This window comes from Alteromonas pelagimontana (assembly GCF_002499975.2).
GTDB classification, from domain to species: Bacteria; Pseudomonadota; Gammaproteobacteria; order Enterobacterales; family Alteromonadaceae; genus Alteromonas; species Alteromonas pelagimontana.
Genome location: NZ_CP052766.1, coordinates 1,592,009 through 1,618,686 on the forward strand (window position 1 = coordinate 1,592,009; position 26,678 = coordinate 1,618,686).

General features: G+C 47.4%; 24 protein-coding genes. 16 read left to right on the forward strand and 8 right to left on the reverse strand.

All coding sequences use genetic code 11. From position 1 onward, the window contains the following. The first annotated feature begins 182 nt into the window (after positions 1-182). From CA267_RS07180 to CA267_RS07195, 4 genes are read left to right on the forward strand one after another with little or no spacing between them, the layout of a single operon-like run. The gene (locus tag CA267_RS07180) at positions 183-1,196 is read left to right on the forward strand and encodes an aspartate carbamoyltransferase (protein WP_075609953.1); all 1,014 of its coding nucleotides are present in this window, start codon (positions 183-185) and stop codon (positions 1,194-1,196) included. Positions 1,197-1,200: 4 nt separating this feature from the next. After that, a complete protein-coding gene (hemL, locus tag CA267_RS07185; RefSeq protein WP_075608119.1) occupies positions 1,201-2,481 on the forward strand; it encodes a glutamate-1-semialdehyde 2,1-aminomutase in 1,281 nt (426 codons plus the stop codon). A gap of 24 nt (positions 2,482-2,505) precedes the next feature. Beyond that, positions 2,506-3,597 (forward strand): adenylate/guanylate cyclase domain-containing protein, encoded by a 1,092-nt coding sequence (locus CA267_RS07190; RefSeq protein ID WP_075608118.1) that lies wholly within the window; start codon positions 2,506-2,508, stop codon positions 3,595-3,597. A 51-nt stretch (positions 3,598-3,648) separates the two neighbouring features. Next, a complete protein-coding gene (locus tag CA267_RS07195; RefSeq protein ID WP_075608117.1) occupies positions 3,649-4,410 on the forward strand; it encodes an SDR family oxidoreductase in 762 nt (253 codons plus the stop codon). A gap of 21 nt (positions 4,411-4,431) precedes the next feature. On the opposite strand, the gene CA267_RS07200 is transcribed toward CA267_RS07195, so the two are convergent. From CA267_RS07200 to glnK, 4 genes are all read right to left on the reverse strand, one after another. After that, complete coding sequence (locus tag CA267_RS07200; RefSeq protein WP_075608116.1) at positions 4,432-5,349, reverse strand: Dyp-type peroxidase; 918 nt, start codon at positions 5,347-5,349, stop codon at positions 4,432-4,434. Positions 5,350-5,409: 60 nt separating this feature from the next. After that, positions 5,410-7,098 (reverse strand): gamma-glutamyltransferase, encoded by a 1,689-nt coding sequence (gene ggt, locus CA267_RS07205; protein WP_075608115.1) that lies wholly within the window; start codon positions 7,096-7,098, stop codon positions 5,410-5,412. Positions 7,099-7,404: 306 nt separating this feature from the next. Continuing rightward, complete coding sequence (locus tag CA267_RS07210; protein ID WP_075608114.1) at positions 7,405-8,643, reverse strand: ammonium transporter; 1,239 nt, start codon at positions 8,641-8,643, stop codon at positions 7,405-7,407. Between the two features lie 32 nt (positions 8,644-8,675). Continuing rightward, positions 8,676-9,014, reverse strand: a complete 339-nt coding sequence (gene glnK, locus CA267_RS07215; RefSeq protein ID WP_075608113.1) for a P-II family nitrogen regulator — start codon at positions 9,012-9,014, stop codon at positions 8,676-8,678. 442 nt (positions 9,015-9,456) lie between these two features. Here glnK and CA267_RS07220 point away from each other — a divergent pair, with 442 nt between their 5' ends. Further along, positions 9,457-10,221, forward strand: a complete 765-nt coding sequence (locus CA267_RS07220) for a cell envelope integrity protein TolA (protein ID WP_075608112.1) — start codon at positions 9,457-9,459, stop codon at positions 10,219-10,221. Here the strand turns inward: CA267_RS07220 and CA267_RS07225 are convergent. Continuing rightward, the gene (locus tag CA267_RS07225) at positions 10,207-10,788 is read right to left on the reverse strand and encodes an exopolysaccharide biosynthesis protein (protein ID WP_075608111.1); all 582 of its coding nucleotides are present in this window, start codon (positions 10,786-10,788) and stop codon (positions 10,207-10,209) included. The two genes, CA267_RS07220 and CA267_RS07225, sit on opposite strands and share 15 nt — an antisense overlap. Before the next feature lie 580 nt (positions 10,789-11,368). Here CA267_RS07225 and CA267_RS07230 point away from each other — a divergent pair. The 11 genes from CA267_RS07230 to CA267_RS07280 all read left to right on the forward strand — a co-directional run bounded on the left by CA267_RS07230 (position 11,369) and on the right by CA267_RS07280 (position 23,267). Continuing rightward, on the forward strand, positions 11,369-12,364 hold the full coding sequence (locus CA267_RS07230; protein ID WP_075608110.1) for a UDP-glucuronic acid decarboxylase family protein: 996 nt from the start codon (positions 11,369-11,371) through the stop codon (positions 12,362-12,364). 104 nt (positions 12,365-12,468) lie between these two features. After that, positions 12,469-13,581: an NAD-dependent epimerase/dehydratase family protein gene (locus CA267_RS07235; protein ID WP_075608109.1), complete on the forward strand. Its 1,113-nt coding sequence runs from the start codon at positions 12,469-12,471 to the stop codon at positions 13,579-13,581. Next, complete coding sequence (locus tag CA267_RS07240) at positions 13,578-15,671, forward strand: NAD-dependent epimerase/dehydratase family protein (protein WP_075608108.1); 2,094 nt, start codon at positions 13,578-13,580, stop codon at positions 15,669-15,671. The genes CA267_RS07235 and CA267_RS07240 overlap by 4 nt, the downstream gene beginning before the upstream one ends. Further along, positions 15,658-16,662, forward strand: coding sequence for an MDR/zinc-dependent alcohol dehydrogenase-like family protein (locus CA267_RS07245; RefSeq protein WP_075608107.1), 1,005 nt, complete (start codon positions 15,658-15,660; stop codon positions 16,660-16,662). Before CA267_RS07240 ends, CA267_RS07245 begins: the two co-directional genes overlap by 14 nt. Beyond that, the gene (locus CA267_RS07250) at positions 16,659-17,684 is read left to right on the forward strand and encodes a Gfo/Idh/MocA family protein (RefSeq protein WP_075608106.1); all 1,026 of its coding nucleotides are present in this window, start codon (positions 16,659-16,661) and stop codon (positions 17,682-17,684) included. Before CA267_RS07245 ends, CA267_RS07250 begins: the two co-directional genes overlap by 4 nt. Next, entirely contained in the window at positions 17,681-18,835 is a 1,155-nt protein-coding gene (locus CA267_RS07255) for a glycosyltransferase family 4 protein (RefSeq protein WP_083638280.1), read from the forward strand. Before CA267_RS07250 ends, CA267_RS07255 begins: the two co-directional genes overlap by 4 nt. Then, positions 18,832-19,989: a CgeB family protein gene (locus CA267_RS07260; protein WP_075608105.1), complete on the forward strand. Its 1,158-nt coding sequence runs from the start codon at positions 18,832-18,834 to the stop codon at positions 19,987-19,989. The genes CA267_RS07255 and CA267_RS07260 overlap by 4 nt, the downstream gene beginning before the upstream one ends. Next, positions 19,986-21,080: a CgeB family protein gene (locus CA267_RS07265; protein ID WP_075608104.1), complete on the forward strand. Its 1,095-nt coding sequence runs from the start codon at positions 19,986-19,988 to the stop codon at positions 21,078-21,080. The genes CA267_RS07260 and CA267_RS07265 overlap by 4 nt, the downstream gene beginning before the upstream one ends. Before the next feature lie 18 nt (positions 21,081-21,098). Beyond that, positions 21,099-22,199, forward strand: a complete 1,101-nt coding sequence (locus CA267_RS07270; RefSeq protein WP_075608103.1) for a CgeB family protein — start codon at positions 21,099-21,101, stop codon at positions 22,197-22,199. A gap of 16 nt (positions 22,200-22,215) precedes the next feature. Further along, complete coding sequence (locus CA267_RS07275) at positions 22,216-22,983, forward strand: TIGR04290 family methyltransferase (RefSeq protein ID WP_075608102.1); 768 nt, start codon at positions 22,216-22,218, stop codon at positions 22,981-22,983. A 23-nt stretch (positions 22,984-23,006) separates the two neighbouring features. Beyond that, entirely contained in the window at positions 23,007-23,267 is a 261-nt protein-coding gene (locus CA267_RS07280) for a hypothetical protein (protein WP_075608101.1), read from the forward strand. Positions 23,268-23,587: 320 nt separating this feature from the next. Here CA267_RS07280 and CA267_RS07285 read toward each other — a convergent pair whose 3' ends face one another. From CA267_RS07285 to CA267_RS07295, 3 genes are all read right to left on the reverse strand, one after another. After that, a complete protein-coding gene (locus CA267_RS07285; protein WP_083638519.1) occupies positions 23,588-23,995 on the reverse strand; it encodes a DUF421 domain-containing protein in 408 nt (135 codons plus the stop codon). Positions 23,996-24,220: 225 nt separating this feature from the next. After that, entirely contained in the window at positions 24,221-24,550 is a 330-nt protein-coding gene (locus CA267_RS19230; RefSeq protein ID WP_075608100.1) for a four-helix bundle copper-binding protein, read from the reverse strand. A gap of 159 nt (positions 24,551-24,709) precedes the next feature. Further along, positions 24,710-25,612, reverse strand: a complete 903-nt coding sequence (locus CA267_RS07295) for an SDR family oxidoreductase (RefSeq protein WP_075608099.1) — start codon at positions 25,610-25,612, stop codon at positions 24,710-24,712. Between the last annotated feature and the right edge of the window lie 1,066 nt (positions 25,613-26,678).

Sequence of the window (26,678 nt, forward strand, 5' to 3'; positions counted from 1 at the left end):
ACGGCGTTGCGGAAAAGAAAATTTCACATGTTTTTCACAGCCGATGATTTTTCACTCACTCATGCGGTTGCCCTGTATAATTTCAGCAATAATAAAATTCTTGTCACCGCAAACTTGAACGCTCTACAGAACCAGCGGACTTTGCTAAACTACGCCAGTTTTCATTGATTGATGAGTGCACCATGTCAGACTTTACCGGCAACCATATTCTTTCGGTTAATCAATTTGACCGCGACGCCATTGATAAAATCTTTGCAGTGGCCAAAAGTATGCAGCCGTACGCCCGCAGAGAGAAACGCACTACCGTTCTGGATGGAGCCATTCTGGGCAATCTTTTTTTCGAGCCCAGCACCCGTACACGCGTCAGCTTTGGCACTGCATTTAATTTGCTTGGCGGTGAGGTTCGTGAAACCACTGGCATGAGCAGCTCAGCCTTGGCAAAGGGTGAATCTTTATACGATACTGCTCGTGTCCTCAGCGGCTACTCAGATATTATCGCCATGCGCCATCCCGCCGCTGGCTCGGTGGCAGAATTTGCCGAAGGCAGTCGCGTTCCGGTGATCAACGGTGGCGACGGCGCCAATGAACACCCTACTCAGGCGCTACTTGACCTGTTTACCATTAAGCGTGAAGTCGAGTACCACGGAAAAGATATTGATGGCTTACATATCGCCATGATTGGGGATTTACGATACGGCCGCACCGTCCACTCTTTATCGAAAATGTTATGCCAGTACAACAATCTGCATTTCACCTTGATTTCACCTAAAGAGCTGGCAATGCCCGCTCCCATTGTCGATACAATCGAAAATGCCGGTCACCGCCTGACAATTACTGATCAGTTAGAAGGCAACATGGATGCGGATATTTGTTACCAGACCCGTATTCAGGAAGAACGCTTTCCTTCCCAGGAAGAAGCCAACAAATACCGGGGCAAGTTTCGCCTCAACCAGGCCATTTACACCAAACATTTTCAGTCCAAAACCGTTATTATGCATCCGCTTCCACGGGATTCCCGTAAAGAAGCCAATGAGCTGGATAACGATTTAAATCTAAACCCGAACCTTGCTATATTCAGACAAACCGATAATGGCGTACTGGTAAGAATGGCGCTGTTCGCGCTAACGCTAGGCGTAGAAAACCTGGTAAACCAGTACGAACGCGATGTCATATGGCACAGCAATAAGAGCAGTTAATTTCATGCACAAATCTGAAGAACTTTTTACTCGCGCGCAAAAAACCATTCCAGGTGGAGTTAATTCTCCGGTTAGAGCTTTTAAAGCGGTAGGAGGAACACCGCGTTTTATTACTAAAGCTGACGGTGCCTATATCTGGGATGCTGACGGCAAAAAGTATATTGATTATGTGCAATCGTGGGGGCCAATGGTTCTCGGTCATAACAATGATAAAATTCGCGAAGCCGTAATCCAGGCAGCTGCGAATGGCTTAAGCTTCGGCGCACCCACCGAAGCTGAAGTAATCATGGCAGAAAAAGTAGCTGAGATGGTGCCTTCCATGGAAATGGTTCGAATGGTAAATTCCGGCACAGAAGCCACTATGTCTGCTATCCGCTTAGCCAGAGGCTACACCAGTCGCAACAAAATTGTAAAATTTGAAGGCTGTTACCACGGGCATGCCGATTCATTATTGGTTAAAGCCGGGTCTGGCGCGTTAACATTGGGAGTGCCTAGTTCACCCGGTGTGCCAGCGTCCGTCGCCGAACATACTATTACCGTTGAATATAATAATATCGACAGTGTAAAAGCGGTGTTTGAAGCAGAAGGTGAGGACATTGCCTGTATTATTGTTGAGCCCGTGGCCGGTAATATGAATTGTATTCCTCCGGTAGAAGGCTTTCTCGAAGGCTTACGAAAAATCTGCGACGACTACGGCAGCCTGCTGATTTTTGACGAAGTGATGACTGGCTTTCGCGTATCCCGAGGCGGCGCACAAGAACGCTATCAGGTTTTACCCGATTTAACCTGCCTGGGCAAAGTAATTGGTGGCGGAATGCCCGTAGGCGCATTTGGTGGAAAGCGCGAAATCCTTACTCATATCGCCCCAACTGGCCCTGTGTATCAGGCTGGTACGCTGTCAGGCAATCCGGTGGCAATGGCGGCAGGATTAGCGGCGCTGGAACAGCTTCAGGATGCTAATTTGTACGAAGGAATTTTCGCACAAACTCAAGCTTTGGCAGACGGTTTTGCAAAGTTGGCTGACAAACATGGCATTCCTTTAACCACCAATGTCGCCGGCAGCATGTTCGGCATCTTTTTTACCGAGGAAAAACGCGTTACCAATTATCAACAGGCGATAAATTGCAATACTGAACAATTTAAAAAGTTCTATCACGGCATGCTGGAACAGGGTGTGTATCTTGCTCCAGCTTCCTATGAAGCAGGGTTTGTTTCTAAAATGCATGATGCTTCTGTAATTGCCGCCACCCTTGATGCAGCCGATAAGGTATTTGGCAGCCTTTAATTAGGCCGCCATAAGGGCTCTGGCGTGGCTTACACAACGCTGTTATTGGTACTGCTGATCGCTGCCGCTAGTTACAGCGTTGTAGTCACGTTCCTGTATCTACGCCAAAAACATCATAGCTCCACCCCTGCTGTCTCCAAGGCTCCTCAATTTCTTACAAAGTCCAGTGACAATGCTTCAGAGGTGGACAAAGAAAGGCGTTTTAAGGAAAAGGCAGATGAGGCCATGCGACTCACACAGACTTTCCGAAAGTTTGTACCCAGACAATTCGTTGAACACTTTGCCAAACACGGTACAAACACATTAGAGCTCGGGCATGCTGATGAAGATGAAGTTGCTATTTTGTTCTGTGATATTCGCGGCTTTACCGGCTTATCGGAACTGATGAAACCTCAGGAGCTGATGAATTTTCTCAATTCCTATTTCCTGCGTATGAACGACCCCATTCATCAAAATAATGGCTTTATCGATAAGTTTATTGGTGACGCCATTATGGCGTTATTCGATCACCCAGGCGGCACCCACAAAAACAAAGCGCAAGATGCGATCAGCGCTGCCATTGATTTGCGTAAAGCGCTGTCTATTTATAACGAACATCGGCGCAACAGTGGCTATACCGCAATAAATATCGGCATAGGCGTTCATTTCGGGCCGGTAATTATTGGCACCGTAGGCTCAGATGATCGCATGGACACAACTGTGCTGGGCGACAGTGTCAATATTGCCTATCGTCTGGAATCCCTCGCGCCTAAATACAATGCCGATATCGTAGTAAGCGCTCAGTTGCTGAAAACCGTGGGCGCAGATTATCCGCTTAAAACGCGGCTGCTGGACTGGGTGCGGGTAAAAGGGCGCCGAGCCCCAATTGAAGTGTACGAAGTGTTAAGTCACCTGCCACTGCAAGAGCAGCAAAAGCGTTACGCCATAAATAGTCATATTGTAGAAGGCCTGGCGTGTCGGATTCGTCAGGATTGGGATGGCGCGCTTAATCATTTTCATCGCGCTTTGCAGATAAATCCTGAGGATATTCTGCCCCAGCATCACATTGATGTTTGCCAACAATATCGGCATGCTGCTCTGGAGAGCAACTGGGATGGAGCCTTAACTATTCAGTAAAAGCAGATTATTGCATCTTACTTTTTATTTCTGCAGCCAGGACGGGGTTAAATGTCGGCAAACAAATCCTCAAAAGTGGTTATTATTACTGGCGCAAGCCGTGGGATAGGCGCGGCCACAGCATTAGAGTTCGCAAAAAATGACTATGCAATAGCCATTAATTATCGCACGAATAACGCCGCTGCTGAAAAGCTTCAAGCTGAAGTTCAGGCTCTGGGAGCTACGTGTATTATCGTCAAAGCCAATGTCGCCATAGGTAGTGAGGTAACCCACCTTTTTAATACGGTAGACAACGAGCTAGGCCCGGTTACCGTGCTGGTAAACAACGCCGGTATTCTGCAAGCTCAGTCACGAATGGAAGAGATTGACGAAGCGCGTTTTAGCCACATTATGCAGACGAATGTGATGAGCTGTTTCCTTTGTTCAAAAGCCGCGGTCGAACGTATGTCTTACCGCTACGGGGGTAATGGCGGCGCAATAGTGAACGTATCTTCTGCTGCTGCCAGAACTGGCGCACCTAACGAATATATCGATTATGCCGCTTCAAAAGGCGCAATGGATACAATAACTTTAGGACTGGCGAAAGAAGTCGCTTCACAGGGCGTTCGGGTAAATGGCGTGCGACCGGCATTAATCTATACAGATATGCACAGCGATGGAGGTGAGCCTTTGCGGGTAGATCGCTTAAAAGCACAAATTCCTCTTAAACGCGGCGGTCGGGCAGAAGAAGTGGCAAAAGCAATCTACTGGTTAGCGTCTGACGACGCCTCTTTTACCACCGGCAGTTTTATTGAAGTGACCGGCGGCTTGTAGATTTGTTAAGTAATAATCTTGCTAACGTTGGCCCTCATTACGAATAAATGAAACTGATGGCGCAAAAAAGGCCGCGCCGGTTTCCGCACTGGTAAAGTCGAGCCAGCGGTCATAGTCTCCATCACCTGGGCCGACGATCTGGCTATGCAACATAGCTTTAAAAGGCTGTGAACTGGCCGAGCAACTGACAAACACCAAACCCTGAATATTCATGTCACCGTATGGCATGCCCTGTTTTAGCAAGCGCGAAGTATCATCATCAGGCCCTTTGGCGCTGGCGCGTATGCAATGAGACGCTGCGGTCTGTTCCGGACTCGGCAGATTATGCTGGCGACTGGTCCCCATCACCTGCTCCTGCTGGCGTTCAGATAGACTAAACCAGCGCCGCAGATCATGCCGATAACGCTGCACGTGGATGTAACTGCCACCGGTAAAATCCGGATCCTGTTCGCCGACAATTGCCACTTCCCGCCGCTTCATTCCCCGCGGATTATCGGTACCATACAGATAGCCGTTCAAATCGCGACCATCTAAATAACGAAAGCCACGAATTTGTTCTACCAACTCTACATGCAGGCGCAGCAAGTTCATCACTTCAAGACCTACTGCGTGACAAATATCCAGCCGATCCGCGCGAATTTGAATGAACAGATCGCATGGCTGTACCGGCGCGCTGCGATCTTCGCACTGCATTTCGGGAAAGGGAGACAACTCGGTTGGAATTAAACCGGGATACAGTTCTGTCCAGTAATTAGCCCCAATAGCAACAACGCCGGTGACCATTGCTTCATAATGTTCATTTTCAAAATGTTCAAATATGTCCAGCACTCGCCCCAGCTTCGCCCGAACGGCCTGACTATCCTCGTCAACAACGTTCAGTAACAAATATTGTGCATGCAGGTTGGGTTCAGCGCACACGCCTTTTTGTGGTTGAGTCATGCTAAGTTTTCCGCTTGCCCGATATGGCTGTTATATTATTTTGGCGATCATTAAGTTTGACTAATACCCAGCAGCTTGTCCATCTTTTCGGCTTTCAGATGCACCGATAAAAAATTTTCTTTTTGCGTCCCAGCCGATAGCCTGATAACCGCCATAGGCACCGGTCACCGGCTGCAAAACATGCCCTCGCTCCATTAACTCACGCTTTACTTTTTCTTCAAAGCCGGATTCAAGATGCACTTCACCGGCATCCATCATGAGAGCGCCGGTAGGGCTACTTGACCCGCTATGCAGAATTCGCGGAGCATCTCCGGCTTCCTGCAAGTTCATGCCAAAGTCAATAAGGTTGACCAGAATTTCGGCGTGCATTTGCGGCTGCGTTGCTCCCCCCATAACTCCTAAACTTAACCATGGTTTTCCATTATGCGTAACAAAAGCAGGAATTATTGTATGAAAAGAGCGTTTTCCAGGCGCATATTCATTCCCATGGCCGGCCTGCATAGTGAATAATTCGCCGCGATTTTGCAGTACAAAGCCCAATCCCGGCGGCGTCATTCCTGACCCCATCCCGCGATAGTTGCTCTGAATAAGCGAGACCATGTTGCCCTCTTTATCAGCCACGGTTAAATACACCGTATCTCCCTCATACACGCCAGCATCATAGTGGGTACTCGCTTTATCGGGCTTTATCAGTGCCTGACGTTTGGCAGCGTAGTCTTTGGAGATCAACCAATCCACAGGAATGTCGCTAAAATCCATATCGGCGTAAAATTTTGCTCTGTCTTCAAAGGCCAGTTTTTTAGCTTCCACGAAGGTATGGATATAATCAGCGGAACCAAAACCCATACTTTCTAAATCGTAACGCTCAAGAATATTTAAAATCTGCAAGGCAGCTATACCCTGACCGGTGGGCGGTAACTCCCAGACATCATAGCCTCGATAGTTTGTAGAAACCGGCGATACCCATTCCGATTTGTGAGAGGCAAGATCTTCGTAGCTGAGAAAGCCGCCTTGCTCTTTCATATAAGCAGCTATGGTTCGGGCAATGTCGCCTTTATAAAAAGCATCTCGTCCCGCCGTAGCAATCTTTTCATACGTTGCTGCCAACGCCGAATTTTTAAAAATATCTCCTTTTGCGGGCGCTTTGCCATTGGGCAAAAAAGTCTCGGCGAAGCCGTCGTACTTGCCAATACGATCAGCGTTCATCTGCCAATAATAAGCAACGAGCTCAGAAACCGGATAGCCATTGCGGGCATATTCAATCGCTGGGGTTAATAACGTTGTCATCGGCAAAGACCCAAAGCGTTCGTGAAGCATGAACCAGCCATCTACGGCCCCTGGCACGGAAACAGGAAGAGGGCCGAAAGAGGGAATTTTTACCAAGCCCTGTTCGGCAAAATAGTTTTTCGTGAGGCTCTTCGGGGAGCGGCCAGAGGCATTAAGTCCGATGAGCGTTTTCTTATTAGCATCCCAGACGATAGCGAATAAATCACCTCCTACCCCACTACCTGTTAGTTCAACCACCCCTAACATGGCACTGGCTGCGATGGCAGCGTCTACCGCAGTGCCGCCTTTCTTTAGAATATCCAACGCGACCTGTGTCGCCAATGGTTGACTAGTGGCCGCCATACCGTGCTGAGCCATTACCTCTGAACGGCTGGCAAACATTTCACCCGTAACCCGGTCATATCCTGCAGCTTGAGCACACCATAACAGCGTCAACGCCAACAAAAACTTGTGTATTTTCATAATTTTCTCCAGTTACTTAAACCGAGAGTACCGCGCTTCGGATATTTCGCCAATTGCTCTGGTAAAATGAAGTTGTACTCAATCCTGTCGAAAAAAACGAGGATAGATAGCTCCCGCTGCAATCAAAAAGGTATATTTTGAACCAAGTCCGGGCACCAAAAATCAACACGCGCTAAACGCTTCTTATGCGGATCGGTATTAATAGAAAAAAGCCTCGCAACCTCGAGGCTTAACAGTGGTGACTCAGGCATTATCAGTTATTATTATAGTTGCCTGCTCAAGATCTCATTATTCCATTTAAAATGGTTACGAACGTCCGCCGGTAAAGTCTGGATAAGCTTCTAATCCGCATTCGCTTGCGTCAACGCCATCAAACTCTTCTTCTTCTGTTACCCGAATGCCGATAACCGCTTTCAAGATAACCCAAACAATTAGACTCGCCACGAAAACCCATACAAAGATGGTTAATGCGCCAACCAGCTGTCCAGTAAAAGAACTTCCGTCGTTAGTAAAAGGCACCAGAAGCAAGCCAAGCAACCCTGCGGTACCGTGCACTGAAATTGCGCCTACGGGATCGTCTATTTTCAGCTTATCCAGGGCTACTATGCTGAACACCACCAGCAGACCGCCCAAAGCACCAAATAAAGTAGCTGTCAGAGGAGTAGGCGTTGAAGGTTCAGCAGTGATAGCCACTAGTCCGGCAAGAGCGCCATTGAGTGCCATTGTTAGGTCCGCTTTGCCAAACATGATACGTGCGAGGATCAATGCAGCAATACAACCTCCGGCGGCAGCGGCATTGGTATTCATAAACACTACTGCCACACTGTTGGCACTTTCTACAGTTGCCGTTGCTAACACTGAACCACCATTAAAGCCAAACCAGCCCATCCAAAGAATAAAGGTTCCAATGGTAGCAAGAGGCAGGTTTGCGCCAGGAATGGCGTTAATTTTACCGTCGGCAGTATATTTGCCTTTCCGGGGGCCAAGAATCAGTACGCCAGCAAGAGCCGCTGACGCGCCAGCCAAGTGAACGATACCGGAACCTGCGAAGTCGGAGAAGCCTAAATCTCCCAACGTATACATACCAAAAACAGCGTCACCGCCCCATGTCCAGGAACCTTCCATAGGATAAATCAAGCCGGTCATTACTACCGCGAAAGCCAGAAATGCCCATAACTTCATACGTTCTGCAACGGCACCAGAGACAATTGACATCGCTGTCGCCACAAACACTACCTGAAAGAAAAAGTCCGCTGATGGAGCGTAAGTAGCTGGCTCTTCTGTCACGCCCGTTGCGCCATCAATCATAATGCCATCTAAGAAAATGCCGCCGTCATACATAATGCTATAGCCACAAATCATATACATGGTGCTGGCAATGGCGAACAGAGCAATATTTTTCGTTAGAATTTCTGTTGTATTTTTAGCTCGTACCAGCCCCGCTTCCAGCATGGCAAAACCGGCTGCCATCCACATTACCAAGGCGCCACATATTAAAAAGTAAAAAGTATCTAGTGCATACCCAAGTTCAAAGGTTGTTTCCATTATGCTTATCTCCGCAAATTCATTATTCTTATCTACAACGCATCACCATCTGACTCGCCGGTACGAATACGTACAGCGTGTTCAAGGTCATAGACAAAGACTTTGCCATCTCCAATTTTGCCGGTTTTAGCAGCGTCCACTATAGATTCCACCAGACGCTCGACCTGATCATCCTGAACAGCGATTTCGAGTTTCACTTTTGGTAAAAAATCCACCTGATATTCTGCTCCTCGATAGAGCTCAGTGTGGCCTTTTTGACGTCCAAAACCTTTCACTTCGGTAACGGTCAACCCGTCGATACCGATTTCGGAAATGGCTTCACGAACATCATCCAGCTTATAGGGCTTGATGATCGCTGTGACTAATTTCATTGCGTTGCTCCCAATTAATAGTGGCTTTTCTTGCACATTGAGTATCTTGTTGAGCAGTAACACAAGAGCTGTGCCAATTATTAAATTGTCTAAGTATCAAAGAGTTAACATTTAACGGAGACATTTACTTAAATTTTAATGCACCTCGACAGTGCATCGCACAGTAAATGAACCATGACTGTGCAGGAGGGAGAGATGGCGAATAATTTTTAAACAATAAGTGAAGATTTCTTGGCCTAACTTCTGGAGCAGGGTTACTCCCGCAGAGCTATCAGGGGCCAATTTTCAGCGTTTCCGGTAAGAAATTTTGCTTATTTCTCTAATCTGCTGAATTTCTATTCATTCATGCTCTTGCCCAAGACTGTGCAGACGCAATTTCACGGAAATATCCCGATTTGAAAATCAGGGAACTATCAAGGGTAAGACAGGTCTGCAACAAGGTATGACATCATCTATTATTGCCCCTGTGTACGCGCCAGAGCGCGCTGTTGTTATGGCCAAAACCCATGGCAGGAATAATAGTGGCAGATGGCTGTGGATAATTTCACTGTTGCTGCACACAGGAGTCGTTTTGATTGTCATTTTTTCTTCTTTCTCAAGGTCGCCAAAGACGCTTTATTCTCCCCCCATAAAGGCAAAACTAATTATTGCCGCACCACCGATAGCGCCATCTTTGTCAGAAGAAAAAAGCGTTCTGCAGGAACGGAGCCCTGAGGAGAAGAAGGAAGAAGCGAATCCACCGACCGCCTCCGCGCCAGCACAGCCAGCGAATATTACACCGGCACCTGCTACAACCAGTGAGGTTTCAGACAGTTTTGCTCCTGAACACCCGGTAAAGCCAAAATTAACGACAAGGCAAACGCTTAATAATTATTTCAGCCAACGTCAGAGCGCTCAGATTGATGCGTTAGCCGAAGAAGCCACCAAAAATTATCATCAACAGCAAAAATCTCCGGTTATTACAGACAGCCGCAAAGGAAGTGAAAAGGGGAAAGCCAGTGATGCGCCCGCGCCAGTGAATGTGAACTGTTCAAGTACAATTAACAAAACTGTGGCTCTGTTTAGCCAATGGACCGGGGGAAGACTAAAGTGCACGCCAAGAAACGGTGAAATTAACAAATATATTGATGCGCGTATTAAGCGATATCCGCAAGAAAAACGGCTAACAGACTCGCCGACAGAAGAAAACCGATCAGAACGCCAGTAAATATACCGTTCCGGCAGCTACGATACTGGCTGTAATTAAACCAATCAAAATAACCAACCCGTCTCGGGTACTTAAACCTACTGCAAATAATGCAATGGCCAACGCCGGTGCTGATGATGCGAAAGGAAACAATTCAAGCGGCGGCATGGCCAGTGCCAATAGGATGCAGATACCGCCCACCACTCTTTTCATTGTATCGCTGGTGAATTGTGATAAGCGGGGTTTTAATATTCGATCAATTTTATTGGTATAAGGATAAAGTTTCTCCCGTGCTTTAGTAAATTTATCTCGATTAAATCCTTTTTCCGCCAGCTTTTGAGGAACCTTCGGGCTTTCCCGGCCCGCTAACAATTGACCCGCCACCATTACAATCAACACAGAAACAAAAGTAGGTACACCTGGTATCGCACCAGTAGGTAAAATCTCAATTAAAGTTAATGCCAGTAACAGGGGCCCGTAGCCCCGACCACCAAACGTCCTTACTACCTGCCCAATCGTAAGTTTCTGATCATCGGCATCGTCGTCAAGATGCTTAAGCACTCCGGTCAAAGATAATTGTTCTGCCATAGAAATTTAACACCTTACGAAATGATGCAAACGGTCAAGCAAGGTGTAGACCCTGCTGACAAATGAGCTCGCTAAAAATTTAATCGGTTGTGCAAAAGGATGATACAAATCTTCAGCGCCATACGTGCGCAGATATTCTAATGTCGATCCGTGAGCATACGAGTAACTACTTATCTATGCGGGTCAATTTTAGGCGTTCTGTCACAAGAATTGCAGGCATGAAATTAAAGAAAGTGTAGGTGTAACGAGGGGTAGAAGTTAAAAAGGTCGGCTATACTTTAACCAGCAGTTTTAATTGCAAATATTTCCAAACCTCCACTTCTTGCAATAACGTTGACTAAGAAAATATTACAAAAGATGTGTAACTTTAACGGAATGTTAAAACTCTTCGACCTATTGCTATACCTTTTCAGAATATTCCAACTTACCCCTTGAAGACACTGCTGTAGAAGCTTATAGCCTTCCCTCTACCTAATCATTAAATAAGTTTAATAAAGCGGCACATTTATGGCATTTCCTCCCATTCGAATGCCTTATGCAGTAACTAGGTAACTTCTTTAGTTTCTACGACGGAGGTTCTATGGCACATCTTAAAAAAAGAGTGCTTATCGCCGGCGGGGCTGGATTTATAGGTACGAATCTAAGTCACCGGTTATTACGTGATGGCTACAAAGTTTTTTGTGTAGATAACTTTTCAAGCGGCACCAAAGCCAACTTGTCATCTCACGAAAATTTCTTTCTTCTTGAACAAGACGTGGCGCAGCCGATAGACATTGATGTCGACTGGATTTTTAACCTCGCCTGTTGCGCTTCTCCCGTTCAGTATCAGGCAGACCCGCTCCAAACCATCCGTACTAATACTTTAGGCGTGGCAAATTTGCTGACGCTTGCCAGAAACTGTAATGCCACTTTACTGCAAGCGTCTACCAGCGAAGTTTATGGTAATCCCAGTGTGCATCCGCAAACAGAAGATTATTTTGGCAACGTTAATCCTATCGGGCCCCGCGCCTGTTATGACGAAGGCAAGCGGTGCGCCGAAGCTACATGTATGGATTTTCATCGCACTTACGGCACACCTGTCAAAATTGCGCGTATTTTTAACACCTACGGCCCAGGCATGCAGCCGGATGATGGCAGAGTAATTTCAAACTTTATTGTTCAAGCGCTGAAAAATGAACCTATTACGGTTTACGGCGATGGCAGTCAGACCCGGTCCTTCTGCTTTGTTGACGATCTGGTAGAAGGTTTGCTGGCGTTAATGTTCTCACCTTCGGATTTCGTTGGACCGGTAAATCTTGGTAATCCAGGCGAATTCACTGTAGAAGAACTCGCTCATCAGGTTATTGCCATGACCGGCTCTACATCAGAAATTGTTTATCACCCTCTTCCTACAGATGATCCTGTGCGGCGCAAACCGGATATCAATCGAGCAAAGGAAGCATTGGGTTGGAAACCACGTATTCCTCTTGAGAAAGGCCTTAAGAGCACAATCAGCTATTTTGATGATTTGCTGGCGGTAAAAAGCGCTGTACGACGGGATGAAGAACCCGTTCTTATGCCCATTGCGACCGGTTGAATAACCCGTCGTTCACAGGGTAACAATATTTGTTCGTTGTAAAACGGCGAGCGCATTCATTCTCGATCATTAATAAAAGCCTCTGAAAATTACTGGAGATAACAATGAAGGATCGTATCCTCATAACAGGCGGTGCAGGTTTCGTAGGTTCACATCTTGCTGATCAACTGTTACAAGCCGGCTATAACGTTCGGGTTTTAGATAACTTGACTCCCCAGGTTCATGAAACCAATGACTGGCCGGACTATCTTGACAAGCGAGTAGAGAAATTGCGCGGTGATGTGCAAGACATGGACGCCGTTACACAAGCTTTGGAAGATGTCGATGCCGTCTTTCATTTGGCGGCAGCGGTGGGTGTTGGGCAAAGCATGTACGAAATCTGTCACTACACGCAAACCAATAATGTTGGCACCGCGGTACTGCTGGAAGCGATAGCGAAAAAGCCTGTGAAAAAGCTGGTAGTGGCTTCCAGCATGAGTCTGTATGGCGAAGGTGCTTATTTGGACGAAAGTGGTAATACTGTTTTTCCACATGAACGGTCGCCGGAAGAGCTGAAGAAAAGCAATTGGGACCCCCGACTTAATGGGCAGGTTTTACGACCCATTGCTACTGACGAAAATAAGCTTCCCGCTCCTTCCTCAGTTTATGCATTATCCAAGTATGACCAGGAAAAGCTCTGTTTGATGGTAGGTGAAGCCTACAACATTCCCACCACAGCCCTGCGCTTTTTCAACATCTACGGCCCACGACAAGCACTGTCTAATCCTTACACTGGTGTGCTTGCTATCTTTTCGTCGCGCTATTTAAATGATCGTGCACCAGTAATTTTTGAAGATGGTCAGCAAAGGCGTGATTTTGTGAGCGTTCATGACATTGCCCAGGCCTGTGTAAAGGCACTGGAATCCGATGCCGCCAACGGACAAGTCTTTAATATCGGTAGCGGAAATAATTACTCTATTCTCGAACTGGCCGAAAAGGTCGCCGCTCAACTGGGCAAATCCCATCTCACACCGGAAGTGTGCGGAGAATATCGGGTAGGAGATATTCGCCATTGCTTCGGTGACATCAGCAAAGCGGAAAAGCTGCTGGGTTACCGCCCCCAGGTTTCATTAGAGCAAGGGTTGGACGAGCTTGCTCAGTGGCTGCAAAAACAAAGCGCCAATGATCGCGTTGACAGCATGCGTAGCGAGTTATCCAGCAGGGGGTTGAGCAGATGAGAGAAGAAAACGCCAATAACTCCCCCGCTCTGGGGGTACTGGAATGGCTGCGACCTGGAGAGCACGAAAGAGCCTTAGCGCTAATTAAAGATCTTCGTAAATTAAATATCAAGTATCTGCGCACAGGCCTTTCCTGGGCCGATTGGCACACTGAAGAAGGTCGTGAATGGTTTCGCTGGCTAGTGCCCACGCTGGCAAAAGAGGTGCAGATTCTTCCATGCTTTACCTACACACCGCCGTCAATCGGCATTGAAGAAAAGACCTCGGCACCGCCCCGGGATATTTCTTACTACGTTCACTTTGTTGAAACCATGATCAACGACTATGACGAACATTTTTCGTGGATCGAACTTTGGAACGAACCGAATAACCTCAATGATTGGGACTGGCACCTGGATCCTAACTGGGAAATTTTCAGTGAAATGATCACCATGGCAGCCAAGCGCGCCCGGGAAATGGGGAAAAAGACGGTATTAGCAGGCATGTGTCCTACCGATCCCAATTGGCTTAGTTTGATGTGTGAGCGCGGCGTAGTTCAGAATTTCGACGCTGTTGGTATTCATGGTTTCCCCGGTACCTGGGAGTTCACTCAAGAAACCTGGGCCGACAAAATCCGTCAGGTAAAAGAAGTACTGGATTACCACCAGCTTAAGCCCGAAGTATGGATAACCGAAGTTGGATATTCCACCTGGCGACATGACGAAATTATTCAGGTTAAAAAATTCATTGAAGTGCTTGAAGCACCTGCAGATCGGATTTACTGGTACTGCGGCTATGATCTTCACCCTTATGAAAGCCATCAGGATGGTTTTCACGAAGATGAACGCCACTATCACTTTGGTTTGAAAACGGCAGACGGGACGCCAAAACTTATTTACCGCATTTGGGAACAAAGTGGCATCGATGGGTTGCGGAAACTGTCGCAGTCGGTTTTTGACAGCGGTGCTGGTTTAAAACGTGCGCCGACTAACGGCCCGCGGCCACAAATTTCCAAAGCCTCCAGCTCGTCTCGAAACGAAAAGCCAGTGCTAATCACCGGCGGCGCGGGTTTTGTGGGTACCAACCTCGCCAAGCATTTACTTAACGAAGGCAAACAAGTCTTGATTTTCGATAATCTCGGCCGCGCTGGCGTTGAGCAGAATCTTGAATGGCTGTGTGACGAATTTGGCGATCAGGTACAACTGGAAATCGGCGATATTCGCGATGCTCATCTGGTGCGGGATGCCGTTGACCACGCTTCTCAGGTTTATCATTTCGCCGCTCAGGTGGCGGTGACTACCAGCCTTGACAGCCCAGAATACGATTTCGATATTAACTTGCGCGGCACGCTGAATGTTCTGGAGTCCATGCGCCGACTGTCGTCGCCACCGCCCTTGCTGTTTACCTCGACCAACAAGGTGTACGGCGCGCTTGAAAACGTGGAGCTGGAAATGCGGGGCGAAAGGTATGTTCCCAAAGCGACCCAGTTTCAAAATGGCGTGAGCGAACAGCAGCATCTGGATTTTCATAGTCCGTATGGATGTTCAAAAGGCGCTGCAGATCAATACGTACTGGATTATGCCAGAAGCTACAACCTCCCTGCTGTCGTTTTCAGAATGAGCTGCATTTACGGTGAACATCAGTTTGGCACTGAAGATCAAGGATGGGTAGCTCACTTCCTGCTGCAAGCGCTACGGAATAAACCGCTGACCATTTACGGGGATGGCTGTCAGGTTCGTGATGTGCTGTATGCGAAAGACTTAATTAACGCTATGACTACCGCGCAGGCAAATATTCAGCAGCTTTCCGGGCGCGCCTTCAATATCGGCGGCGGCAAGGCCAATGCAATCAGTTTACGGGAATTATTAAGCCGGCTGGAAGCATTGACTGGCGTAAAACCAGATTGCCGGTTCGACGATTGGCGTCAAGGCGACCAAAAATATTATGTCTCTAATACTAGCGCGTTCGAAAAGGCCACTGGCTGGAAACCTCAAGTCGGCATTGAAGAAGGGCTCGCTAATATGCGCTTATGGATCGAACGAAACACTTCTTATTCCCCATTAAACCTGCAATTGGCTAAAAAAGGAGTTGACCATCATGCAATTGCTTGACGCCCTCGCCCGCAAGCTACCTGAACAACAAATGCAGCAACGCGCAGCAATAGTCGGCGCACCAGCAACAGTTTCGGTAGAAGAACGTGAAATTGCTGCTCCTAAAGCCAACGAACTGCTAATCAAAGTAGAAGGTTGTGGAGTGTGCGCTTCAAGCCTGCCTGATTGGCAGGGCCGGGAATGGACAAAGTACCCGCTCCCGCCGGGTAATCCTGGACACGAACCTTGGGGCCGGGTTGTTGAGTGTGGTTCTGAGGTTGGCGGCTTTAAGCCAGGGCAGCGAGTTGCTTTTTTGACTGAAAATGGGTTTGCCGACTATGACTGTACCGACGCTTCACAAGCGGTTCTACTACCGGATGAGCTCGAAGGTCGCCCTTTTCCCGGCGAGGCCATTGGCTGTGCCATGAATATCTTTCGCCGCGCCGATATTCAGGCCGGTCAAGATGTGGCTATTGTAGGTGCTGGCTTTCTCGGCTTGCTGCTAGTTCAGTTGGCCGTGGGAGCAGGAGCGAACGTCCACGTGCTTTCCCGACGGCAGTTTGCCCGAGATAAAGCGCTGGAATTCGGAGCCACCACAGCGCTGGATACCGAAGATTGGTGGGGCAACGCCTGCAAAATTGTTGAGAAAACCAACGGTGTGGGATGCCAGCGCGTGATTGAAGTCACAGGCTTACAGTTTGCCTTAGATACCGCCACCGAAATGATTGCCGAGTACGGCAAACTTATTATTGCTGGCTTTCATCAGGATGGGCTGCGCCAGGTCAATATGCAAACCTGGAACTGGCGCGCAATTGACGTAATCAACGCCCATGAGCGGGCGCCAGAGCGTTATGTTGAAGGCATGCGTGCGGGCATAAAAGCCACTCTTGGTGGCAGGATATCACCCGAATCAGTACTGACTCATAAATTTTCGTTAGCAGAAGTGGATAAAGCGTTTTCTATGATGGAAGAACGACCCGATGGATTTATTAAAGGATGGATTGAGCTATGACGTTAGCCGCAGTAATGGATGCCCCGCCCGCCACAAGCGTAAAACCACGGCTGGGATTTATAGGAACTGGCTGGATAGGTCAGTTGCGCATGGAAGCGCTGGCAAATAGCGGCCACGCTGAAATTGCCGCGATTTGTGACTCTCATCAGCAGAACGCGCTTGAGGCCCAAAAAAAGTGTGCACAGGATGCTGAGGTAACAACTTCTTTGGAAGAACTTCTTACTCATGATCTTGATGGTGTAGTCATCGCCACCCCAAGCGCGCTCCATAAAGAACAATGTTTAGCCGCCCTGGCCGCTAAAAAAGCGGTGTTTTGTCAAAAGCCTCTGGCGCGCACGAGCGACGAAACCACGGCTGTCATTGAAGCGGCTCGCAATGCCGACAGGCTCCTCGGCATCGACTTTTCCTATCGCTATCTTGATGGCGTGAAGAAAATGCGCGAACTGATCAACAGCGGCGAGCTAGGTGAAATTTTCAGTGTTGAGCTGGTGTTCCACAACGCGTACGGCCCCGACAAGCCTTGGTTTTATGACTTCTCCCGCTCAGGCGGCGGTTGTGTTATTGACTTAGGCATTCATCTAATCGACCTGGCGCTTTGGCTGCTGGGACCCAACGAGATACGTGGCTTATCCAGTCACTTATATAAGGGAGGTAACCGTCTCCAAACTCCGATTAACGATGTTGAAGACTATGCCAATATTGGCTTCCAGCTGGGCAATTGCGATGTACAGCTAGGCTGCTCATGGAATTTACATGCAGGCCAGGATGCGGTCATTAGTGCTCGCTTTTTTGGCACCCAAGGAGGCATGGAGCTTCGCAATGTGAATGGATCTTTCTTTGATTTTGAGACTTTTCATTTGCGAGGAACCCAGCGCAATCAATTAGCCAGCTTTCCCGAAGATTGGGGCGGTCGCGCCTTATGTCATTGGGCTCAGCAACTGGGTACCAGTCCTCGCTTTGACGCTGAAGTAGAGCAAGTTGCCACGGTTGCTCAAATCATCGACAGGATCTATCAGCGATGAAGATACTGATGACCGCTGACACCGTCGGCGGAGTTTGGACCTATGCAATTAGTCTTTGTCGTGCGCTCAATCAGTTAGGTGTGGAGGTAGGTCTTGCCACCATGGGTGCGCCAATGACAGAGCAGCAGCGCCGACAATCGGCACAGCTAAGCGCAACAACAATATTTGAAAGCAATTTTCGACTGTGCTGGATGGAAGACTCGGAACAGGATGTAAACGCAGCTGCCCAGTGGCTATTGGAGCTGCAAGAGGAATATAAACCGGATCTCGTACACTTGAATGACTTGGCGCATGGGGATCTCAATTGGCATGCACCAGTGTTGATGGTGGTTCACTCTTGCGTTTATACCTGGTGGCAAGCCACGCTGGGTCGTGATCCTGATGAACAGCGCTGGAAGCAGTATAAATCAATGGTGACTGCAAGTGCGCAATCAGTCGATACGTTAGTTGCGCCTACTTATGCAATGTTGAATAGCTTTCAAAACGTATACGGTTCCGTTCGTCGCTCACAGATAATTTATAACGGCCGGGATTGGCCAGCCTTGCCCGCGAGTGACACCAAGCCCATTCTGGAAGAACCTCAGAACATTCCCTCAGCGCCCTACATTTTTGCCGCGGGTCGACTGTGGGATCAAGCTAAAAATCTGGCTCTGCTTGCCAGCATCAGCGCTGATTTGAGCTGGCCGGTATATGTCGCCGGGCAAAGCGAGGATCCCAACGGCGGCAGTGCTGAATTTGAAAATGTGCACTGTCTGGGAATGCTGGCAGAAGACCAACTGGCACCATGGCTTTACCAAAGTCAGATATATGTCGCCCCTGCCTTTTATGAGCCTTTTGGTCTGGCTATTTTAGAAGCAGCGCGCGCGGGAAATGCGCTGGTACTAAGCGATATTCCGAGCCTGCGAGAAGTCTGGGAAGATGCAGCAACCTATGTGAATCCTCATGATGCGCAGTCTTTAAACACCGCGTTAGCATCACTAACCGACGACCCCGAGCTACGCCGCTTACAAGCTGCGAAAGCCCAGCGCCGAGCGGCTCGTTATAGCGAAAGCGCTATGGCGCAAGGCTACTATGATACTTATCACCAGATGTTAACTAGTCGCCATTCACCGTCTAAAACGTCTTTTGCTTCTGCTGGAGTAACTTTATGAATTTTGTGCTTTTTTACCATTCTCTGGTTTCCGACTGGAATCACGGCAACGCGCACTTTTTGCGCGGCGTTGTCACTGAATTACTAGCTAAAGGACATACGGTAACAACCTATGAACCTGCTGATAGCTGGAGCAAAGCTAACTTAGTTAAAGATCATGGCGAGCAACCGCTAAAGGAGTTCAGCCAGCACTATCCCAATCTAAGCAGTATTCAATATGACAAAAATTCGTTGGATCTCACTCAGGCCACAGATAACGCTGATGTGGTTATCGTACACGAATGGAATGAAGACTGGCTGGTAAATGGCCTGGGCAAAGTGAGAAAAACCAATCCAGCTTTTCGCCTGCTATTTCACGATACCCATCACCGCGCCATTAGCGATCCTAACGGCATAAAAGCTTTCGAGCTTGAATATTACGATGGCATTCTTGCTTTCGGTGAGGTGCTAAGCGAAGTGTACCGGCAGCACGGGTGGCATAATCAGGTGTGGACGTGGCATGAGGCTGCTGATACCAATGTATTCTACCCTCACCAGCCAAGCGACGATATTGTAAAGGGAGATGTAGTTTGGGTGGGCAACTGGGGCGACAATGAGCGCACTCAGACATTGCAGGAATTTCTGTTTCAGCCCACGCAGGAACTTAAATTGACCACCAATATCTTTGGTGTTCGTTATCCTCCGGAAGTTCTGACTAAACTGAAAGCCTGGGAGATCAAGTATCACGGCTGGCTAGCCAACTTTCGCGCGCCCGACGTCTTTGCCAATCATCGGATGACGGTGCACATTCCACGTAAATTCTATACCGAACAGCTTCCGGGTATTCCTACCATTCGCCCTTTTGAAGCTATGGCTTGCGGTATTCCGCTAATTTGCGCCCCCTGGGAAGATGCTGAAAATCTGTTCACTCCAGGCGAAGATTATCTTGTTGTCAAGAATGGCGACCAGATGCAAAAAGCCATGCAAGCGCTACTGAATGATGACGACTATGCTGCTGAAATGGCGCAACATGCCCTGAACACCATTCTCTCTGGCCACACCTGCGCCCACCGCGTCGACCAATTATTAAAAATTTGCAACAGTATGGATGTGAAACCTCGCAGCCTCAGTACGCCCCGTGATTCACAATTGCTTACTCAGGAAACTTATCTATGAAATTAAACATCGCGTTTTTTGGTTCGAGCTTGGTGTCATCTTACTGGAATGGCGCCGCAACCTATTACCGTGGCATCATTCGTGCCCTTGCCGAACGCGGCCACACAGTGACATTTTACGAACCCGATGCGTTTGATCGCCAGAAGCACCGTGATATGGAAGATCCTTCCTGGGCACGGGTCAGGGTGTATCAACCTACCGAAGAAGCAGCTCTGGCGCAGCTAAAAGAAGCAGCGAAGGCTGACATTGTGGTAAAAGCCAGTGGCGTGGGCGTGCTTGATGAATGGCTGGAGCAAGCAGTGTTGGAATATTGTGGCGATAGCACCACAATATTTTGGGACGTTGATGCGCCAGCCACGCTGGCACGGGTAAAAGAGAACGCCAACGACCCCTTTCGTGAGTTAATTCCGGAATATGACATGGTCTTAACCTATGGTGGCGGCAATCCGGTTATCGACGAATACACCAAGCTGGGCGCGCAATATTGCCAGCCTATTTATAATGCGCTGGATCCCTCTACTCACCACCCGGTAGAACCGGATTCACGATTTAGCTCCGCACTGTTAGGGTTCTTGGGAAATCGTCTACCCGATAGAGAAGCCAGAGTGAAAGAGTTCTTTTTTAAGCCTGCCCAGCAGTTGCATGATAAGCAGTTTTTGTTAGGAGGCAGCGGATGGGAAGATGTTGCGCAAACCATTCCTAATTTAGATTACGCCGGTCATATTTATACTCGGGATCACAATGCCTTTAACTGTAGCCCGCTGGCGGTACTTAATATCAACCGTGACAGTATGGCAGCAACAGGATTCTCACCCCCTACCCGGGTTTTTGAAGCCGCCGGAGCCGCAGCCTGTCTGATCATGGACTATTGGCAAGGTGTAGAACAATTTTTAGAGCCAGACACCGAAGTATTGGTTGCCCGAAATGGTGATGAAGTCACTGCACACCTGCAAAATTTGTCGGTAGAGCGAGCTAAGAGCATTGGTCAGGCGGCGCGAGCGCGCGTGCTGGCAGAGCATACTTATAGTCATCGCGCAGAACAATTCGAGCAGATTATGAAGGCCGAACGCACCAGTCGTGCCTATGTATAAAAGAGTAGAGGGTAATTTGTGAAGCAACTAAATATTGTTTTTTTTGGCTTATCTATCACCTCTTCCTGGGGCAACGGACATGCTACTACATTTCGCAGTCTGATTAAGGCATTAAACCGGCGCGGCCACCAGGTGACATTTTTTGAAAGAGATGTTCCCTGGTATGCCAATCATCGGGATATGCCAGAGCCAGCATTTTGTCAAACCGTGCTTTACCAGGAACTGGCTGAACTGGATAAACATCGGGAATTAATAAATGATGCCGATTTTATTATTCTCGGTTCATACACTCCCGATGCCGCTGCACTGACTGATCTTATTGAGAAGGTATCAGCTCCGTGTTTTGCCTTTTATGACATCGACACTCCGGTCACGCTTGCCAAATTGGCAAAAGAAGAATGTGAATATCTCACTGCGGATGATATCTCGCGTTTTGATCTCTATCTGTCTTTTACCGGCGGGCCTACTCTTGAATTTTTAGAGCAGAAGTACGGCGCGCGCTGTGCCAAGCCGCTGTATTGCTCTGTTGATCCCGAACTTTACTATCCTGAAAAGGATACGGAGCGCAAATATGACCTCGGCTACCTTGGTACCTACAGCGATGATCGGCAGCCGACGGTAGAAGAATTGCTGCTACAGCCTGCGCGCCAGCAATCGTCGCTACAAATGCATGTTGCCGGAGCACAGTATCCTGAAAGCGTAAGCTGGCCTGCCAATGTATTACACAGCGAACATATTCCGCCTCACTTGCACCGCCATTTTTATAATGAACAGCGTTTTACTCTCAACGTAACCCGACAGGATATGATCCGCGCGGGATATTCCCCCAGCGTACGACTGTTTGAAGCTGCCGCTTGCGGCACGCCAATCATCAGTGACGTGTGGTCCGGTATTGATGAGTTCTTCAGCATTAATGATGAGATTTTGCTGGCCCGTACGCATAGCGATGTCACCCGCTATCTCAACATGAGTAACGCCGAGAGAGCGACACTGGGCGATAATTTGCGCCAAAAAGTACTTGCGCATCACACCAGCGAGCATCGTGCTCAGGAACTGGAAAATTACTGGTACGAATTAGTCGCAATTGATGAAAGTGTCGCCTCTGTAGCGGCTCAGTAGCTTAAAGGAAAGTCTAATGAATATGACAACCAAAGCAAAAATTGACGAACTTGGCCCATGGTTCCACAACCTTCATCTGCCCGACGGCAATCATACTGCGCCGGAACATTTTTTAGGAGATTTCCCCAAGTTTAAGTGGCAGCAAATCGAACCCCACATCCCAAAAGATCTCACAGGTAAACGCGCACTGGATATCGGCTGTAACGCCGGCTTTTATAGCTTTGAGCTGGCCGGGCGCGGTGCGGATGTTACCGCTATAGATTTGGATGACCACTACCTTAATCAGGCGCGATGGGCACAATCGTTGATGCCTAGCCAAGGGAAGGTGACCTTTAAAAAGCAAGCAGTTTATGAGCTGGCTGATGATGATCAGCAATACGATATCGTATGGTTTATGGGTGTGCTATATCACCTGCGCTATCCTCTTTTAGCGCTGGATATCATCAGGCGGCGTTGTCGGGGCACAATGGTGTTCCAAACGATGACAATGCCTGGTGATAAAGTAGTAGAAGTTAAAGACAATTATCCACTGGATAAACGAGAAGTTATGTTGCAGGACGGCTGGCCGCAAATGGCGTTTATTGAAAAGCGCTTTGCTGATGATCCGACTAACTGGTGGGCAGCAAATCATGCTGGTGTGTTAGCGTTGTTACGCGCAGCAGGCTTTACCAATATCAAGCGTATTGCCCATGAAATTTACGTGTGCGAAGCCGACGGAGAGTCTGATTCGAATAATCCAGATTATGACGCCTTACGTAAAAATCAGGCAAATTCAACTCTTTGAATTAACCACGACAGGAGAAAGCAATGAGTTCTGCAAATAGCACTAAAGATCATGACAAAATAAAATCCTGGATTGAAAAGCACGATGGCAAGCCCGCCATTGTAAAAGGCACAGAAGACGATGGCGATGGTGCCGGACTACTAAGAGTCAAGTTTTCTAACGATGACGATTTAGAAGAAGTTGAGTGGCAAGAATTTTTTAGCACGTTTGACGAGAGCGATCTGAGCTTTTTGTACCAGGACGATAAAGACAGCCGTTTCTTTAAATTTGTTAAAGGCCATTAATATTATCAGTTAAAAGCCGCGGTAGTAAGGTGCCGTATTATTTACCTTCGCGGTTTGTTCTCGCGACACTCCAATATTATTCTCAGCATAGATTTAGAGTAAGAGCGTGAATAAATATATATTCAGCAGCCTTGAGAAACAGGAAAGTTTCTCAGCTGATGGCTTTTCGCTCACTCATGCGGTTGCCCTGGAAATTTTCTCTGGTAAATGATTCGCGATCATTTTTAGATAATGATTCCGCAGCACCAATAGCATTAAAATTTAGGTCGATAGAAATCAAGTAGATTAAGACGATAAAAACCCTAAGTTTTGTTAACTTCTTAAGAGAGTTTGGCAGATAAATTATCGCTATCCTCTATCCCTTTTTCCTCTCCTGGCTTAGGCAAAATACTTAACTGTCCATTGGGCTCAAATATCACAGCAGATATACGGGATTCATCGACATATCCTTTTTGACGAATGTTCATTTTGACTTCCTCTATTGTAATTCTCTCTCTTCGCATATTCTGCGTGATATAGCCGCTTTTGGAATAAAGCAAAACGGGATTCTTCTTCATTAGTTTATCAAAGCCTTTGAAACGAGAAGAAAGCAACGTGAAAATGTACTGTAGAGAAAGTAGAACCAGAAGACCCGTTGTAACTTCGAGGATGACTACCTTCTTAAGCAACACTGAAGATCCTAATATCGAACCCACGGCGACAGTCACGATCCAGTCGAAATTATTCATAGTTGCGGTTGATCTTTTTCCGAATACATTGACGAAAATGATGCACACAAAATAGATAACCACAGCGGAAACAGCAACGCGGAAGATCTCAAACCAACTTTCAAAGAATATCATTCTAAGGAACCCTGATTAATCTGTGGTATTTACTGCGACGGTGTACGAAACAAAAAAATGCCCTGACAAGCTAATAATCACTGCCAGGGCTTCTCTATCTTTTGCCTGCGATTAAGCAGACATTTTTTCGCATTCTTCCGCACACTTCATGCAGGCCTCTGCACATTCCTGGCAGTGAGAATGTTCATGCTGCTTGCATATCTCACCACATTTGCGACAAATCTCGGCGCACAGTTTGCAAATCTGTTTGGCATATTGGCTACCACGTGCCATGGCAGCTGCAGCTAGCTGGCATATCTGCGCACAGTCTAAGTCAGTGCGGATGCAATCCTCCATTTTTGCTACGTCGTCTTCGGTTAGGCAGGCCGTCGCGCAGTGATAACACGCTGTAGCACAGCTGTTACAAGCATCTATACAAGAACGATACATTTCATGAGACATTACTTTCTCCTTTAGTACTGTTATGTTCGTAAGGTTTTACCTGATGCAGATGAGTTAGCTGTACCCAGCTAACCCTCATGCCATCGCCGCAAAAACGGCGTCTCTCAATATAAAAGGTTGCGCATCAGGATAGGCTCGGCAACCTTTTCGTCGGCATTTTTAAGGAAGATGACCACCGCCTGTCACTCCCATTATTTCTGCTGTTACATAGCTCGACTCCTGGGACGCCAGATAAACATACATGGGAGCTAATTCTGCCGGCTGACCCGCCCGGCCCATCGGTACCTGTCCGCCAAATTCCTTCAACTTCTCTTCAGGTTGGCCACCGCTTTGCTGCAGAGGCGTCCAAATAGGGCCGGGCGCCACTCCGTTTACCCGTATGCCTTTTTCAATTAACATTTTAGCCAAGCTCTTAGTGAACGCAGTGATGGCGCCTTTAGTTGATGAATAGTCGAGCAATCCTGGGGAAGGCTGGTAAGACTGGATTGATGTGGTGTTAATAATACTTGCTCCGGCTGGCATCAGCGGTACAGCCGCTTTAGTTATCCAGAACATAGCAAAAATGTTGGTAGCATAGGTCTTTTGAAACTGTTCGGTGGTAAGGTCGGCCAATTCTTTAACAAACTGCTGTTTACCTGCATTGTTTACCAGAATATCTATCGAACCCAGCTTGTCCGCTGCTTGTTGCACAAGGGATTCACAAAACTTTTCATCGGTGATATCACCGACTATACTGTAAGCTTGCTGGCCGGTGTCCTTCAGTATCTTCAGCGTCTCCGCACCATCTTTTTCTTCACTTTCAAGGTAATTGATAACTACATCCGCGCCTTCGCGCGCAAAAGCGATAGCTACCGCTCGTCCGATACCAGAATCCCCGCCGGTTATCAGCGCCTTTCTACCCTTCAATCTTCCGGCTCCCTGATAGCTTTCTTCACCGTGATCAGCTTTAGGGTCTAGCTTTTTATCAAGGGCGGGCTCTGGCTGCGAATCGTTAGCCTTGGGATTGTGCAGAGGGTACTGTTCCCGCGGATCCTGCATCGTGTACTGATTTTTCTCTGTCATTACTCGTCTCCTTAGATATTGAGATATGTAAAAAATCCCCCTCAAAAAAACTGATATTTGTGAGAAGACTACACGGCTTTTTGCAGAAACTGTGCCGATGCTTTTATTAAAACCCTCTTAAAATTTCATTTAAAAATCCCCAGTCATCAACAATATCGATACCTCTTTGTAAGTTAAAGAAAATACTCAACATTAAACAATAAGACATTTTTAGGCAGGGTAATTATTAAAGACTTGACCCATAGTTTTAAACATAAAAATTACCGCAGGCGTGTAAAGGTTTCATAAGCACAAGGTTTATATTCCGGATAATGATGATTTCAATAGAAGAAGAAAAAGATATAGAACATCTTGATAAATGGAAATACAACTCAAATTATCAGCGCCGCTACTTTAAATTGTTTAAGCTTCGTTGAATTATGTAAAATTAAAATCAAGCTATTACTTCTTGTTATCTGAAAAATGAAGATTAAGTAAAATCGTCATTCATGCTGGGAAGTATTATTAAATATTTCTTTTGTTGACCGTAAGGTTTCGCTTAATGGAAAAGGCAGCTATCGAACTAAAAGCTACTGTTGGAAGTAATATTAATTCATCTTGAGGTGTGCCCACTCAGCGCGAGAACTTTTCAACTTTTGACAAGCCAGTGTTGTGAAGGTTTGGTGGTGCTAAACCGAACGCAGCTGGCGCAGCTCAAAAGCTGAAAAAGCCGTGCCCTGCTGGCCGCGCTCACAGGAAGATAGAGGAAATAAGTAGAAAGATAAAATCAGGACGCTAAAACCGTGGGAGAGCTATTGTTCTTTGAAAGACAGCTAGCAGCGAGAAAGTTTCACGCCAGCGCAAATGAATAATTTGCCAGTCTTATACGGCCCCAAGCCGCTCGTTTTGCGGTTAGTAGAAAAGAAGTTTGACCATCACACAGGATGTATAAGAGAAGATTTTCCGCTCAGATAGATAATAATGCTGTACATATTGACGCTATTTGGTAGTTTTCCATGTGATCCTCGACAAACAGCAAGTACTATCCATGTAGAACAGAGAGTTTTCCTCTGCACCAAGTTGCTTT